The 13,670-nt window shown below is 69.7% G+C and carries 19 protein-coding genes and 1 tRNA gene; 9 read left to right on the forward strand and 11 right to left on the reverse strand.

Annotated features, from left to right (window positions below; genetic code table 11):
• Positions 1–4 precede the first annotated feature (4 nt).
• Together ACFOYY_RS01670 and ACFOYY_RS01675 are read right to left on the reverse strand one after the other, a co-directional pair.
• A complete protein-coding gene (locus ACFOYY_RS01670) occupies positions 5–223 on the reverse strand; it encodes a DUF2277 domain-containing protein (RefSeq protein WP_352010387.1) in 219 nt (72 codons plus the stop codon).
• A 323-nt stretch (positions 224–546) separates the two neighbouring features.
• Positions 547–1,533: a hypothetical protein gene (locus tag ACFOYY_RS01675; protein WP_362909293.1), complete on the reverse strand. Its 987-nt coding sequence runs from the start codon at positions 1,531–1,533 to the stop codon at positions 547–549.
• Positions 1,534–2,458: 925 nt separating this feature from the next.
• Between ACFOYY_RS01675 and ACFOYY_RS01680 the strand changes: the two genes are divergently transcribed.
• From ACFOYY_RS01680 to ACFOYY_RS01695, 4 genes are all read left to right on the forward strand, one after another.
• Positions 2,459–3,736, forward strand: coding sequence for a glycosyltransferase family 2 protein (locus tag ACFOYY_RS01680; RefSeq protein ID WP_362909295.1), 1,278 nt, complete (start codon positions 2,459–2,461; stop codon positions 3,734–3,736).
• 35 nt (positions 3,737–3,771) lie between these two features.
• Positions 3,772–4,086 (forward strand): hypothetical protein, encoded by a 315-nt coding sequence (locus tag ACFOYY_RS01685; RefSeq protein WP_352010384.1) that lies wholly within the window; start codon positions 3,772–3,774, stop codon positions 4,084–4,086.
• 4 nt (positions 4,087–4,090) lie between these two features.
• Positions 4,091–4,693, forward strand: coding sequence for a hypothetical protein (locus tag ACFOYY_RS01690; protein ID WP_352010383.1), 603 nt, complete (start codon positions 4,091–4,093; stop codon positions 4,691–4,693).
• Positions 4,694–4,877: 184 nt separating this feature from the next.
• The gene (locus ACFOYY_RS01695) at positions 4,878–5,213 is read left to right on the forward strand and encodes a hypothetical protein (RefSeq protein ID WP_386187138.1); all 336 of its coding nucleotides are present in this window, start codon (positions 4,878–4,880) and stop codon (positions 5,211–5,213) included.
• Positions 5,214–5,232: 19 nt separating this feature from the next.
• Here the strand turns inward: ACFOYY_RS01695 and ACFOYY_RS01700 are convergent, their stop codons facing one another.
• Both ACFOYY_RS01700 and ACFOYY_RS01705 read right to left on the reverse strand, forming a co-directional pair.
• Complete coding sequence (locus tag ACFOYY_RS01700) at positions 5,233–5,778, reverse strand: GNAT family N-acetyltransferase (protein ID WP_386187141.1); 546 nt, start codon at positions 5,776–5,778, stop codon at positions 5,233–5,235.
• 74 nt (positions 5,779–5,852) lie between these two features.
• Positions 5,853–5,926, reverse strand: a tRNA-Lys gene (locus ACFOYY_RS01705).
• A 222-nt stretch (positions 5,927–6,148) separates the two neighbouring features.
• Between ACFOYY_RS01705 and ACFOYY_RS01710 the strand changes: the two genes are divergently transcribed.
• A complete protein-coding gene (locus ACFOYY_RS01710) occupies positions 6,149–6,517 on the forward strand; it encodes a PRC-barrel domain-containing protein (protein ID WP_386187144.1) in 369 nt (122 codons plus the stop codon).
• A 157-nt stretch (positions 6,518–6,674) separates the two neighbouring features.
• Here ACFOYY_RS01710 and ACFOYY_RS01715 read toward each other — a convergent pair whose 3' ends face one another.
• On the reverse strand, positions 6,675–7,250 hold the full coding sequence (locus ACFOYY_RS01715) for a nucleotidyltransferase family protein (protein WP_386187147.1): 576 nt from the start codon (positions 7,248–7,250) through the stop codon (positions 6,675–6,677).
• Between the two features lie 193 nt (positions 7,251–7,443).
• On the opposite strand from ACFOYY_RS01715, the gene ACFOYY_RS01720 reads away from it, so the two are divergent.
• Positions 7,444–7,944 (forward strand): DUF6328 family protein, encoded by a 501-nt coding sequence (locus ACFOYY_RS01720; RefSeq protein WP_352010378.1) that lies wholly within the window; start codon positions 7,444–7,446, stop codon positions 7,942–7,944.
• A 25-nt stretch (positions 7,945–7,969) separates the two neighbouring features.
• Positions 7,970–8,119 carry a GPGG-motif small membrane protein gene (locus ACFOYY_RS01725; protein WP_184719841.1) on the forward strand — a complete coding sequence of 50 codons (150 nt, stop codon included), beginning with the start codon at positions 7,970–7,972 and terminating at the stop codon, positions 8,117–8,119.
• A 104-nt stretch (positions 8,120–8,223) separates the two neighbouring features.
• Here the strand turns inward: ACFOYY_RS01725 and ACFOYY_RS01730 are convergent, their stop codons facing one another.
• Together ACFOYY_RS01730 and ACFOYY_RS01735 are read right to left on the reverse strand one after the other, a co-directional pair.
• The gene (locus ACFOYY_RS01730) at positions 8,224–8,937 is read right to left on the reverse strand and encodes a metallophosphoesterase family protein (RefSeq protein WP_352010377.1); all 714 of its coding nucleotides are present in this window, start codon (positions 8,935–8,937) and stop codon (positions 8,224–8,226) included.
• Positions 8,934–9,179: a BON domain-containing protein gene (locus ACFOYY_RS01735; protein ID WP_352010376.1), complete on the reverse strand. Its 246-nt coding sequence runs from the start codon at positions 9,177–9,179 to the stop codon at positions 8,934–8,936. The genes ACFOYY_RS01730 and ACFOYY_RS01735 overlap by 4 nt, the downstream gene beginning before the upstream one ends.
• A gap of 134 nt (positions 9,180–9,313) precedes the next feature.
• On the opposite strand from ACFOYY_RS01735, the gene ACFOYY_RS01740 reads away from it, so the two are divergent.
• The gene (locus ACFOYY_RS01740) at positions 9,314–10,321 is read left to right on the forward strand and encodes an SDR family oxidoreductase (protein WP_386187152.1); all 1,008 of its coding nucleotides are present in this window, start codon (positions 9,314–9,316) and stop codon (positions 10,319–10,321) included.
• 34 nt (positions 10,322–10,355) lie between these two features.
• Here ACFOYY_RS01740 and ACFOYY_RS01745 read toward each other — a convergent pair whose 3' ends face one another.
• The gene (locus ACFOYY_RS01745) at positions 10,356–11,840 is read right to left on the reverse strand and encodes an alpha/beta hydrolase family protein (RefSeq protein ID WP_386187155.1); all 1,485 of its coding nucleotides are present in this window, start codon (positions 11,838–11,840) and stop codon (positions 10,356–10,358) included.
• A gap of 78 nt (positions 11,841–11,918) precedes the next feature.
• Here ACFOYY_RS01745 and ACFOYY_RS01750 point away from each other — a divergent pair, with 78 nt between their 5' ends.
• The gene (locus ACFOYY_RS01750; protein ID WP_352010373.1) at positions 11,919–12,479 is read left to right on the forward strand and encodes an ArsR/SmtB family transcription factor; all 561 of its coding nucleotides are present in this window, start codon (positions 11,919–11,921) and stop codon (positions 12,477–12,479) included.
• A gap of 7 nt (positions 12,480–12,486) precedes the next feature.
• On the opposite strand, the gene ACFOYY_RS01755 is transcribed toward ACFOYY_RS01750, so the two are convergent.
• The 3 genes from ACFOYY_RS01755 to ACFOYY_RS01765 all read right to left on the reverse strand — a co-directional run bounded on the left by ACFOYY_RS01755 (position 12,487) and on the right by ACFOYY_RS01765 (position 13,596).
• On the reverse strand, positions 12,487–12,933 hold the full coding sequence (locus ACFOYY_RS01755; RefSeq protein WP_386187160.1) for a helix-turn-helix domain-containing protein: 447 nt from the start codon (positions 12,931–12,933) through the stop codon (positions 12,487–12,489).
• Positions 12,934–13,010: 77 nt separating this feature from the next.
• Positions 13,011–13,262, reverse strand: coding sequence for a DUF4235 domain-containing protein (locus ACFOYY_RS01760; protein ID WP_352010371.1), 252 nt, complete (start codon positions 13,260–13,262; stop codon positions 13,011–13,013).
• Positions 13,263–13,332: 70 nt separating this feature from the next.
• Positions 13,333–13,596: a DUF6458 family protein gene (locus ACFOYY_RS01765; protein WP_352010370.1), complete on the reverse strand. Its 264-nt coding sequence runs from the start codon at positions 13,594–13,596 to the stop codon at positions 13,333–13,335.
• Between the last annotated feature and the right edge of the window lie 74 nt (positions 13,597–13,670).

Consider the following 13,670-nt stretch of genomic DNA (forward strand, 5'->3'; position numbering starts at 1 on the left):
GGAGTCAGGTCCGAGGAAGACGCCCCAGTTGCAGGTCTTCGAGAAGGGCCTGCGTCGCGGCGGCGACGGCCTCGACCGCCCTGTCGAAGGCCTCGGCGTTACGGGCGGACGGGGATCGGAACCCGGAGACCTTGCGGACGTACTGGAGCGCGGCTGCCCGCACGTCCTCGTCGGTCACGTCACTGGCGTAGGGCTCCCGAAGGGTTTTGATGCTCCGGCACATGCCATGGACCATATTCCACCGCACCGACAGAACCGGGGAGCCCAAGCGGCCCCGCCGCTCCCCGTCCCCTGGCGAGAGACCGGCAGGGTGGATCGCGAACGGTTAGGTCCGCCGCCGCCTCCGGTTCTCCCCGTCAGGAAAGCACCGAGCATATGTCGAACGGTTCTTCGTCCAGCACATCGGGCGGCCGGACCTCGCTGATCCTCTCCCAGAACCCGGGAGGAGGCCGAAGAGGCCGGGAGGCGACGCAGGCGTCTCTTATGAAGCCGGAACGCGGCTTGGGCGGCGAAAGGCCGGTGAGGCGCTGATCCGGGCTTCGAGCCCTAGGCTCGCCTGAGCAGGCGTAGCCGGGGGAGGTTGCCGGTCAGGACCCGGGCGTAGGCGATGAGCAGGTGGGGAAGCTCGTCGGCCTGTCTCCACAGCAGCACCGCCTCGGCGTCGAGTTCGGCGACGCTGTCGGCCAGCCCCTCCCCCAGGGGCACGGACTCCATCCGCGCGTTCAGTTCGTGGGCGCGCATCCTGGCGCCGAGGGCCGCGTCCACGGCCTGGGAGGCCTGCCTGATCTCCTCGACCGTGCCGGGGGCGGCTCCGGCCCTGTCCAGGGCGTGGACGAGCTCGCCGGTGGGCGGCAGGAGGGGCATCTGGTGGTCGAGCCACATCCGGCCCCACAGACGCCGCCGTCGCGCCTCCGTCCACCCGTCCTGGACGAGCACGGGCCTGCCGTCGGGGGTTCGCCGGACGACCATGCCCAGCTCCGCGGCGAAGTCACGACCGCCGACCGGTGCCGGACCGCGGTCGCCCGGCCGTACGTCGGTCAGGCCCTCGTCCATCCACACGGCCAGTTCGGCGAGCTCGCGGTCCGTCTCGGAGATGGCGGGCAACAGCGCCAGCTGCCGTTCGTCCATGTGGGTGTAGGGGTCGGCCGCCGCAACGCGGACGGGGGTCAGGCCCGTCCCCACCAGCTGGGCGACCACGGCGCAGGCGGCCACGTCGGCGTACCACGCGGCGAAGACGGTCACCGCGTCCTCCAGTTTCTCCGCCGTCTCCTCGGCGAGGAGCGTCCGCCGGGCGCCCAGTGACTCAAGCGGGTCGATCCTGAGACCCGCCGGGGGCCACGTCTGGGTGGCGCGCAGCCGCGAACCGCGCTCGTCGCTCTCGTACAGCTCCTGCCTGAGCCGCACGGCCGCCACGTAGTCGGCCTCGACCTGACAGGCCGCCTCGGTCAGGGCGTGCAGGACGTGGTCGATCGCCTCGTCGCTCAGCGCCTCTCCCGGCGTGGTGGTGAGCACCGCGGAGCCTTCGATTCTCACGCGCAGCCTCCCTCGGCTGGGCCCGACGGCCTGCTTGGCCGTTTCCTGCGACGGGTCGGCGCACCGCCGCACAATAGACACGGAGAGTACGCGAATGGTCACGGACAGACTACTCGTGGGCCGCAGGTGACGGGTGGGAACCAGGGGATCTCCGGCCGGAGCGCGGTCTCCCCTGGGCTTTCTCCGCGCAAAGCGGTGACGACGCGTCGCGAGAATGCCCGCGACCGCGTCCGGTCACGGTCCTCCGAAATGCCCTGTGGCCGCTTCGTTTGAACACCGGTCCAGACCCGGCCGTACGGCGTCGGCGGTTGTCGGGAAGTTCCCCCGCCCAGGCGGAGAAAGGCGGGAAAAGGCCGGGCGAAATTCATACGGGAAGCACCGTACGGCACCGGTGAGAACTTTCCACCATTCCTGCTTTCTCTCGGTGACAGGACGTGCCCTGTCCGCTTCCGCTCCGGGAAGCGGCTTTGGATGCCCGGAGAATTCCCAGTTCACAGCGTTGCCGCTCGGTGAATACGCCGAATGGCGAGATCCGCGAGGGGTGCCCGGCCCCGCCCGCCGGATGCCTGGAGCGCCGAAGATGAAAGGCCTGACACCGAACACTTCCGCTTTGGCGAGCGTGCTGCAAGACTGCGTTCGACTGTGCTTCGGGGCTTCATTCCCTTAGACGACCAGGCGTGGGAGGCCGGTGTGGGGGAAACTCGGTTCAGCCGAGACGACAAAGGCACTGGAAGAAGGCCGGGGCCGCCGGGAAAACAGGTTTCTCGCGGGACGAGTCGCTCCCCGGAGGTTCGGGGACGTTCCTTGGAGTTTCCTGAGCGTTTTCCGGGCGGAGGCGGTCGCCGGGGGGCGGCCGTGTCCATCGGCGACACGGCGCCGGGGAACGACCGGTCGCGTCCTGCGGGGAGCGCACCGGGGAGGCGTCATGCCCGGCGGTGAACCTCTCCAGGTCATCGTGTGCTCGACCGGCGCCGCCGGGCTGTCCGGCGTGCGCAGGGCCGTACGGCTGGCCAACCGGCGGGCGGCGGCGGGCAGACGGCTCCGCCTGCTGCTCGACCCGTGGCTGATTCCGGACACCGTCGGGATCGACCCCGGGGTGCGGATCGCCGAGCTTGTCGACCCCAACCCCGGCCACCGTTACCTGTGCCGGGAGCAGGCCGACGCCGACCGCGTCTTCGAGACCCTGCTCGCCCACGACTGGCAGTCGCAGCCCGTCACGCTGACCTTCGTCGGCTGTGCCGCGCTGGCCCTGACGGTCGTGCGAGCCCGCAGGCTCCTGGGGCTGTTCCAGGACGCCACGATCGAGACGGTCGACCTGGAGCCGCTCACCGGGACCGTCGCGGGGACGCCCTCGGAGGTCTTCGCCCGCTGGGCCGCCGGATACGTACGCCGGTACGCCGGGACCGTCCTGCGAACCGGGGACGCTCCCCGGGGACGTGTCTCCGTGGTCATCCCGCTGTTCGACCACGAACAGCGGGTTCACGAGGCCGTCGCCTCGGTCCGCCGCGACCTGCCGGAGGCCGAGATCGTGGTGGTGAACGACGGTTCTGCGGACCTGGCGACGAGCAGGTTGTTCGACGGCCTGAACGGCGTGGTCAAGGTCAGCCAGGAGGGTCAGGGACTCAGCGCCGCCCGCAACGCCGGGATCCGGCACGGCCGCGGCGACTATGTGGTGCCGCTCGACGCCGACGACACGATCAGGCCCGGTTTCCTCGACGCGGCGCGCAGGGCGCTCGACGGCAATCCCGACCTGGCCTACGTCGTCGGTTACACCCAGTACACCGGCCTGCTCCACAGCACCTACGCCCCCGCCGGGTTCATCCCTGAGCTGAGCCTGTTCATGCACACGCACGGCAGGGCGACGGGCATGTACCGCAAGGAGGTGTTACAGGGGGTCGGCGGATACGACCGGCGCTTCCCCGCGTCCGAGGACTGGGAGATCCAGATCGCGCTGTACCGGGCGGGGCACCTGACCGACGTCCTGCCGATCGTCGCCCACCGCTCCCAGGGGGACGCCGAGCAGTTCCACTCCTCCCTGGAGGAACAGGTTCGTCACCGGCCGGTCCAGCAGATCATGCGCAAGCATCTGCCGATGCTGGACGCGGGTGACCTGCAGGTCGGGATGCTGGTGCTCGCGCACCTGTGGGACGCCGAGTACGAGCCCAGCCTGCCCACCCCACCCTGGCGAAGCCTGCCGGTCTGAGGAACTCTCGGTGTCCGGACGCTATCGTGACCGCTGTGGCCTCGCATTCGGACGACGACCGTCTTGACGAGCTGATCGCCGAGGCGACCGTGGACGCCTACGGTGAGAACGAGCAGCTCTCCGGGTTCCACGTGATGATCGAGGACAACCTCGCGCTGCCGTTCGAGACAGACGTCCTGGGCGCCCCCGTCACCGTCACAAGGATCACCCTGCTGGTCGGGACCGGTATCGCCGCCGTCTGCGAGCGTGGGAGACACCGCCAGGCGATCGGCGTCCTTGACCTGCCGCTACCCGATCCGCCTCCGGCCGGAGCCGAGTGGATCGAGGCGTTCCGCCGCTGGGCGGGGTGAACGGGTGAGCGAGTACCAGTACTACGAGTTCGTCGCCATCGACCGGCCGCTCACCGCCGGGCAACAGGCGGAGATCCGCGCCCTGTCCACCCGGGCCAGGATCACCGCGACCGGCTTCGTCAACGAGTACGAGTGGGGAGACTTCAAGGGCAGCCCGCGGACGATGATGGAGCGCTACTTCGACGCCCACCTGTATCTGTCCAACTGGGGGACCCACCGTTTGATGCTCCGCCTCCCCCTGAGGCTGCTGGATCCCGTCGTGGCCGGGCGTTACTCCGTCGAGGACCGGGTCGACTCCTGGACTTCGGGAGAGCACGTGATCCTGGAACTGGCCAGCGAGGAGGAAGAGGAGGACTGGGAGGATGACATCGAGAGCTCATTGCCGGCGATCGTCGGGGTCCGCGCGGAACTGGCCGCCGGCGACCTTCGTCCGCTCTACCTCGCCTGGCTGTCGGCTGTGAGGGACGGGGAGAAGGGGTCCGCGCCGCCCGTGCCGCCAGGGTTGGGATCGTTGACCGCCGCCCAGCGGGCGCTGGCCGACTTCCTGCGAGTGGACGACGACCTGCTGGCCGTCGCGGCCGAGGTGGGGCGGGGCCGTACAGCTTGATCGGGCCGCCCTTGCCTCCTGGATCGGCGCCATCTCTGGGCGCCGCAAGGACGCGCTGTTACTGAGGGTCGTCACCGGTGAGGCCGTCCATGTCCGTGCGGAGCTGCTGCGGGACTTCCACAGCCAGGCGACGGTCGCCGAACAACCGGTGCTTACGGCCGGCGAGCTGGAGGACGCCGCCTCCGTGCGCAGAGATGAGCGGCTGCGGAAGAAGCGGCTCCGCCGGGAACGGGAACGCGCCCGACGGGAGCGGCAGGAGGCACTGGATCGGGAACGCCGTCTGAACGAACTCGCCGGAGATCCGGACGGGGCGTGGACACGGGTGGAGTCGCTCGTCAGCACCGGAAAGTCCCGCGAGTACGGCCAGGCCGTCGCGCTGCTGCGTGACCTGTGGGCCCTGGCCGACCGCGAGGGCGACCTCAACGCCTTCGGTGAAGGTCTCGCCCTGCTCAGGCAGCGGCATCGAGGTAAGTCGAGCCTGCTCAGGCGAATTGACGAGGCCGGGCTTTCCTCCGCGTGATCCGATGCTCCGGAAGGCCTCAGATGTCGGCTGTCTGGTCGGACTTGTCTTCGGTGAGGGAGAACTCCTCGCGGAGGAGGGAGAAGAGGAGTTGGTCGTGCCAGCGGCCGCCTCGCCACTGGGCTCGCCGTACGCGGCCCTCCTGCTGGAAGCCGATCTTCTCCAGGCAGCGGATCTCGGCCAGGTTCTCCGGGTCGGTCGTCGCCTGGACGCGCTCGACCCTGGTGTGGGTGAACAGGTAGCGGACGAGCTCCCGCTGGGCCAGGGTCCCGATGCCGCGCCCCCGCCAGGACGGCAGCAGGCCGATGGCGATCTCCCAGCACAGCGAGGTGTCGCGGCGCCCCCAGCGGCGCTCCAGCCACTCGACCCGCCCGGCCAGCTCGCCGTTCACGGTGACGGCGAGCATGTTGTCCGCCCCGGCCAGGAGCCCTCGGGTGCGCAGGGCCTCCCGCGGTGCGACCGTCGGGGTGAACCCGAACCACTGGTACGGCGTCGCCCCCTCCTCGCTCTGGAAGGCCAGGTCGAAGGCGTCCAGATCGGCCTCGACGACGGGCCGGAGCTCCACGGGCGGTCCCCCTCGGTGGTCACCGGACGAGAAAACCCCAGGCCGGGCGTGCCGACCTGGGGTTTCCTCCGCTGTGCGCCGCCAGGGACTCGAACCCCGGACCCGCTGATTAAGAGTCAGCTGCTCTAACCAACTGAGCTAGCGGCGCTTGGCTTCGACAAGACTACCGGACGAGAGACCGTGCTTGGGACACGGAGCGACACAACCCAACTGTCATCCCATGCCATGAGATGACAGCCATTTCATAATTTTTCGTCGCTCAGCCCCAGGCCATGGCCTTGATCGTGGAATGCGTGGGGGTCGTGACCGTTTGGAGATCTCAGCCGGGGTAGCGGGAGGAGGCCGACGAACCACACCAAAGGAGAGAAACATGCAGCCTGAACTGTGGAGCTATCGCGCTGACGCCTACGACGTCAACCAGAGTCTCGACATCGCGGGCTATCACGTGGAGGCCACCGACGGGAAGATCGGCTCGGTCGACGAGGCGACCTACGAGGTCGGTGAGAGCTACATCGTCGTCGACACCGGACCGTGGATCTTCGGAAAGAAGGTCCTGCTTCCCGCCGGTACCGTGACCCGGATCGACCCTCAGGAGCGCCGGGTCCACGTCTCGCGCACCAAGGAAGAGATCAAGAACGCTCCCGAGTTCGACGAGTCGAACTTCAAGGAGCCGGTCTACCGCGACACGGTCGGTGAGTACTACGGCCGCTTCCCCTACGGCGGGACGGGCGTCTACTGACCCTTCCGCGACGTCACGCACGGCGAGGGCCCCGCTTCGAGGCGGGGCCCTCGCCGCGTTCCGGGGGCGGTGACCGGTCCCGGCCTTCTGAGAACGCCTCGGGAGCCGTCCTCAGAAAGAGCCGTCCTCAGAAACCGGTCTCCAGGAACCCCGAAGGTCAGGGCCAGGAGGGGTCTCCCGCTGGGCTGACGGGGCCCTCCAGTACGCCGAGCCGTTCCAGGAGGGTCAGGAAGGTGAGCGCGTACGGCGAGTCTCCCGTGACGGCCGCCACACGTCCCCAGTCGACCTGCTCGCGCAACGCCCTGACCTGGGGCAGCAGCGAACCGTAGTCACAGCCGTGCTCCGACAGCGGAAGCAGCCAGGTGATGACCAGGTCGGTCGCCTCAAGGACGGGCACGATCACGGCGGAGGCCTTCATCGGCTCCGCGCGCTCCAGCAGCCGGGAGGTGACGGGGTGGTCGCAGACGCTGAAGATCAGATCCACCAGCCTGCCCTCGTCATAGGCCTTGACCAGCCAGTCCTCCGGGGGCTTGGCCGTCTCGAACCCCAGGCCTCCCAGGGCCTCCAGAGCGGCGGGCACATCCTGCTGGGGCAGGACGAAATCCACGTCGTGCAACGAGGGAGCGGCGCCACGCGCGTAGGCGGCGCATCCCCCCGCCAGCGCGAACCTGACGCCCGCGTCCTTGAGACCGCTGCTGGCTCGCTTCAGCGTTTCCAGGATGGCGTCGGTCACCTCGTGGCCGTGACTTCCCATATCCCCCGGGTACCCCATGAATCCCCAGATAGGCATAGCAAACCTGGTCCAGGGTAAAGCGCCCTCTTAAGCCTTACCCCTACGAACCGCTTCGCCGCCGGGCGTCCGCCGAGGAGGTCGGCGGCCGGCTGGGAATCGTCCGTATAGGGGTTCCACGCTCAAGGAGTCCTGAATGAACGACCCCGGACAAGACCACGTCGAGGAACCGGAGACCGACGAGACGCGCAAGGAGCGGGTGGACCGGGAGCTGGGCGAGCTGCTTCAGGGCCTCAGGGTCGCCGTGACCGGAGTGCAGGTCCTGTTCGCCTTCCTGCTGACGCTTCCGTTCGCCGCCGGTTTCCACAAGCTTGAGGACGAGGGGCGCTGGCTGTTCTTCATCTCGCTGCTGAGCGCCGCGCTGGCCTCCGTACTGTTCATCACCCCCGCCGCGCAGCACCGCCTGCTGTTCCGCACCCCGCTGAAGGAGAAGATGCTGCACCGGGCCAACAAGCTGGGCATCGCCGGGGCCGTCGGGCTGGCGATCGCGATGACCAGTTCGGTCGCCCTGGTGGCCGAGACCGTGATCAACGCCTGGCCCGCCGTACTGTTCGGCGGCGCCGTGGCGCTGTCCAGCGCGTGGTTCTGGATTCTCCAGCCGATCATCGATCTTCACAGGACCAGGGATGTTATGTGATGAATCGTGAGGGCAGGGGCCCGTTATGGCTACCTTGCTTTGGATCATCGCAGTCGTTCTCGTCATCTCCGGGATCTATGTGATCCTGGCCCGCCGCGACCTCCTGTGGGGGATCGTGCTCATCGTCCTCGGATTCCTCGTCGGCCCCGGAGGTGTGAGCATCTTCAACGTCTGATGCGGGCCTCGCCCGCACCATCTTCGACGCCGCACGCCGAACGCCGTGCAGGCGCCTGGAAGCCCTGGCGGGCCGGATTCGTCCGGCCCGCCGCTTCTCGGGCCCTACAGGCAGTAGACCCCGTAGGCCCGGCCGAGCACCGGCAGCGCGACGTTGCGCACTCTGATGCCGCCGGGGGTCACACCCTTCTCCGTGCCCGCGTGCGCGTGCCCGTGGACGATCAGGTCGGCGCCCTCGGCGTCCACGGCCTCGGCCAGCAGGTAGCTGCCGAGGAAGGGGTAGATCTCCAGGGGTTCCCCGGCGAGGGTGTCCTTGACCGGGGAGTAGTGGGACAGCACGACCCTGCGGTCGGCCTGCAGTTCCTTGAGCGCCACCCGCCAGCGTTCCGCGATCCGCTTGGTGTGTCCCACGAAGGCCTTGATCTCGGGCTCTCCGAAGTCGCTGGCGCACTTGCCCGCGTATCCTCCGCCGAAGCCCTTGCCACCGGCGACGCCCAGCCGTACGCCGTCGATGTCGAGCACGGTCGCGTCGTCGTGCAGGACCGTGATCCCCGCGTCGGACAGCATGGCCGCGATCTCGGCGGGGCGGTCGGAGTGGTGGTCGTGGTTGCCGAGCACGGCGACCACCGGGACCGGCAGGTCACGGAACTCGTCGGTGACCACGGCCGCCTCCTCCAGAGTGCCGTGCCGGGTCAGGTCACCGGCGAGCAGCAGCACGTCCGCGTGTTGCTCGACGTCGTCAAGGCGCTTGCGGTAACTCCCCCTGAGCCTTTCGTCCAGGTGGACGTCTCCCACAGCCGCGATGCGCAGTTGCCTCACAGCCGTTCCTCCTCCCCCGGGCCCCTGACGTCGAGGACGGTGATCTCGTTGCGGAGCGTCAGCTCCGGGGCCGCCTCGTGGGCCACGTCGGCGATGAGCGTTCGGCGTTCGTCGCCGGAGACCTGCCCGCGCAGGAAGAGCTGTCCGCCCCGGACGTCGACCCGGATGCCGAGCTCGTTGGTCCTGTCGTCCTCGGCCAGTGCGCGTTGCACACGCGCTGCGACGTACTGCGGAGCCTCCATCGTCGAACTCCTTTCCTCCGAAAAACCTCGCGTTCCCGGGAAAGCCCCCGCGAAACGTGTGGTGATCCAGGACGAGGGCATGGTCGGTGGCCGTTCGGGTACGGGAGGCGCCTGAACCGGCGAAGGAGGCAACCATGGAGGACACCGTGAAGAACAAGGTCGTGGTCGTGACCGGCGCGAGTGGCGGGGTCGGCAGGGCGGTGGCCCAGGAGTACGGCGCGCGGGGCGCGTCCGTCGCGCTGATCGCCAGGGGGACGGCCGGCCTGGGCTCCGCGGCGGCCGACGTGGGCGCCGCGGGAGGCACCGGGCTGGTCTACGAGGCGGACGTGGCCGACCACCGGCAGGTCAGGCAGGCCGCCGAGCGCGTCGAGCAGGAGATGGGGCCGATCGACGTCTGGATCAACGTGGCCTTCTCTTCGGTCTTCGCCCCCTTCACCGAGATCACGCCCGAGGAGTACGAGCGGACGACCGCGGTCACCTACCTCGGTTACGTCTGGGGGACGCGGGTGGCGCTCGACCTGATGCGCCCCAGGAACCGGGGAGTGATCGTCCAGGCCGGGTCCGCGCTCGCCTACCGGGGCATTCCCCTGCAGTCCGCCTACTGCGGGGCAAAGCACGCGATCAAGGGGTTCACCGAGTCGGTCAGGACCGAACTGATGGGCGAGGGAAGCGGCGTCCAGATCACCATGGTGCAGCTTCCCGCGCTGAACACCCCGCAGTTCTCCTGGGTGTTGTCCAGGCTCAGGCATCATCCGCAGCCCGTTCCCCCGATCTACCAGCCCGAGGTCGCCGCCAAGGCGCTCGTCTTCGCCGCCGAGCACCCACGGCGGCGGGAGTACTGGGTCGGCGCCTCGACGGCGATGACCCTGCTCGGAGAGCGCCTGGCCCCCGGGCTGATAGACCGTTTCCTGGCCCGCAACGGACGGAGAAGCCAGCAGACCGAGTCGCTGTTCCCCACCGACGTGGCCAACCTGTGGGAGCCCGCGGACGAGGAACGGGACTACGGCGCCCACGGTGTCTTCGACAAGCGCGCCCGTCCGCACAGCGTCCAGGCCTGGCTGTCCCGGCATCGCGGGCTGGCCGCCCTCGCCCTGGCCGGTGGGGCCGCCGCCGCGACGGCCGTGCACCGGGCCAGGCGCTGAGCCGTACCGCCTGTGCCGCCGCCCGTGCCGGCCGTCAGGGCAGCAGCAGACCCCAGTAGAGGGCCCACGGGACGAACACCGCGCCGCCGGCCAGCAGCAGGCCGAGCTGCCCTCCGCCGAGGGAGTCCCGGGTACGGCGCCAGGCCACGGCGAGGCGGACCGTCGCGACGGCCGAGACGACCGCGACGGCCTGCAGCGCCAGCCAGACCAGCGGGCGGCCGAGCAGTACGGGGCCGGGAGCGGCCAGTTTCCCGCCGGTCATCATCAGATAGACCAGGTAGCAGAACGAGCCGATGACCGAGACGAGACCGCCCGCGCTGAGCAGCCACACCGCCCTGGTCACCGGGGCCCTCGACCGGCCGCGCAGGCGCCGTACCAGCGCGGCCACCGGGTAGGAGACGAAGGCGACCAGGAACAGCGCCAGCGCCACGAGCTGCGCGGGCGCCGACTCCCACCAGGCGGGAGGGTCGACCGGCACGGTCAGTGAGGCCTGGACGGGGGCCGGGCCCGAGGAACTCGTCGCCGGTGGCCTGCCCGCCGTGACCTCCCCGACCCAGGAGCCGACCAGGTCGGCGTAGCCGGGGGCGAGTTCGGGCAGCCGGGTGACGCCCCCGTCGGGGGTCAGGTGGGCGGCGTGGTCGGCGTCGGGGAAGAACCGGGCCGTGTAGTACCGGTTGCCGCCCTCCCCGAGCGCCCGGGAGAACACCGGCGGGCTCTCCTGCGGTGGGGTCAGCAGGTCGTGGGTGCCCCAGATGGCGAGCACCGGCTGGCGGACCGCGGCCAGGGTCGGCGCGGGGTCGTAGTAGGGCTCGGGGAACATGCCGCCGTCGGCGATCGTCCGGTAGAGGTTCAGCTCGGCCCGGTCGATCAGTGAGCCCGTGACCCCGGCCTTGCGCAGTCCGGCGGCCACGGCCCAGGTCTGCTGCCGCAGCGGTGGCAGCCCGTTGGCGCCGACGAGCACGACGAAGGCGATGTCCTTGGACCGGGAGGCGGCGATCGGGGCGACCCAGCCGCCTTCGCTGAGCCCCCAGATGCCGACCTTCGCCGGATCGACGCCCGGCTGGGAGCGCAACGTCGCCACGGCGCCGAGCGCGTCATCGGCGAGCTGCGGATAGGACCGGTGGATGAGCGAGTAGCCCGTTGACCGCTTGTCGTAGATCAGCACGGCCATGCCCCGGCGGGCGAACTCGACGGCCTCGCCCAGCAGCTTCGTGCGCGGCGTCCCCGTGCCCGCGCCGTGCACCAGGACGACGCCGGGGCGTCCGGCTCCCGCCGTACCACCGGTGAGCCCAGCCCCCGCGGCGGGCTCATCGGTGGTCTTGTCGTTGGGCTCGGTGGGTTTGGCGGGTTTGGTGATGATCGTGCCGTGCATGGCGAGTCCCCCGGCGCCACGGAAGCTCACCTCGACGGATGTCAGGTCGGAGGGTACGGCGGGCGGGGACGCGGCCGTCGCCACGGGGGCGGTCGCGGGGACGGCGAGCAGGCTGAGGACCGCCGCCGTCAGGAGGATTCTTCGCATATGCCGAACATACTTTGCAGAGAAGTCTCTGCAAACAGTTCTCTGCAGATTTCCTTCTGCAGGAGTAGACTGATCATCATGAAGGATGAGAAGCCGCCGATGCTCGACCCGGTGAGGCTCAAGGCCCTGGCCCACCCCATGCGGCGACTCATGCTGCGTCACCTCAGCGTGCACGGCCCCGCGACCTCGACCACGCTCGGCGAGTTGCTCGACGCCAAGACCGGCACGACCAGCTACCACCTGCGCCAGCTGGAGAAGGCGGGGTTCATCGAGGAGATCCCGGAACGCTCGACCGGCAGGGAGCGCTGGTGGCGCAGGACCCAGGCGCTCAGGGACATCCGACTGCCGGCGCCCGGGGAGCTCGCCCCGGAGGACCGGCTCGTGCTGAACGAGTTCCACCGGGCCAACCTCGCGGAGGACCGCGAGCTGTTCGAGCGCTTCCCCGCCGCCTACCTGCGCGACCCCCGGTGGGCCAAGCTCTCACGCGGCCTCGGGCGGATGACTCTGGAGGAGTTCGAGGAGTTCTTCGAGGCCTACATCGCGCTGCTGATGAAGTACAACCGCCCGGCCGAGGACGCCCCGCCGGACGCGCGCCCCATGTTCGTCAGGCTGTTCGCCCTGCCCGCCGACGAGGAGTGACCCACGGTCACGCCCGCTCCCCCGCCAGCGTGGTGATCACCCTGAGGATCTCGGCGCCGCTCTCCGCCCCGCCCAGAATGATGATCTTCAGGCTGGCCCGTTCCTCGTCGTAGATCGTCTCGACGCGCAGCCGCCCGTCGTCGTGGGTGCCCCCGGTGGCCAGGGCGATGAGGGTGTTACTCAGCCGCATCGTCTCCTCGACGCCGATCGCGTCGACCTGCACGACACAGGACACCTCGACGCGGCGGGAGCGCGCGGCGGTCCCGGCGGTCTCAGCGGCCGGCGGCTCGACCGGCTGCCCGGTGAACGCCTCAAGGTCCTCCCGCGCGACGCGGTACCGCCTGCCGATGCGCGTCGCCCTCAGCCGGCCGTCCCGCACGTAGCCACGCACCGTCTTGACGTGCAGACCGAGCAGGTCGGCCACCTGCTCAACCGTGTACGGCTGCCGCGACACCACGCCACCCCTTCCCTGTCGTTCCTCAAACTACTCAACGCACGACGCGTCAGGAAACGAAAGGGAAGGCCGTACGGCTATCCGCCGATGGCCCGGTGCACGCTCCTGGTCGCCGAGCGGTCGATGGCGGCCTTGACCACACCGAAGATGGCCCCCTGGATGGCCGCCGCGGCCAGGACCTCGCCCCAGCCGTACTCGTCCGAGGTCGCCTGGGGCGCCTCATCCGTGCCCGCGAGGAGCTTCCAGACCTGCTTGAAGACGACCCCCGCGACGGCGCCGCCGAGCATTCCGCTCACGACGCCCGCCCCTCGGGAAACGATCCTGCTCATCGTTCACCCTCTCCTTGAGAAAGACATTCGAGCGCCCCCGCCATGACCTGACGGGGGCGTGGAAGCGCCGTCACACGACCGGCGGGTCGTCGTAGGGACGCTCCTGGTAGACGCGACGGTGGGTCACCGGGTCCTCCTCGACCACGGTGGTGGTCGGCGCGACCGCCCTGCGGGCGATCCTGACCCGGTAGATCGCGAACAGCAGCCACACGAGGCCGCCGATCATCAGGACGGCCCCGACGACGTTGATGTCGAGCCCCGCGATGTCGAACTCGACCGCCCAGGTGAGGATGGCGCCGAGCATGATGAGGATGATGCCACCTGCGATGGTCATGGGGGTTCCCTCCTTTGAACCAACGCCCCATCCCCTATCCCCCGTACGGATCTCAAACGTCCCCGCGTCGTGCG

This window comes from Streptosporangium jomthongense (assembly GCF_042650425.1).
Classification (GTDB): Bacteria; Actinomycetota; Actinomycetes; order Streptosporangiales; family Streptosporangiaceae; genus Streptosporangium.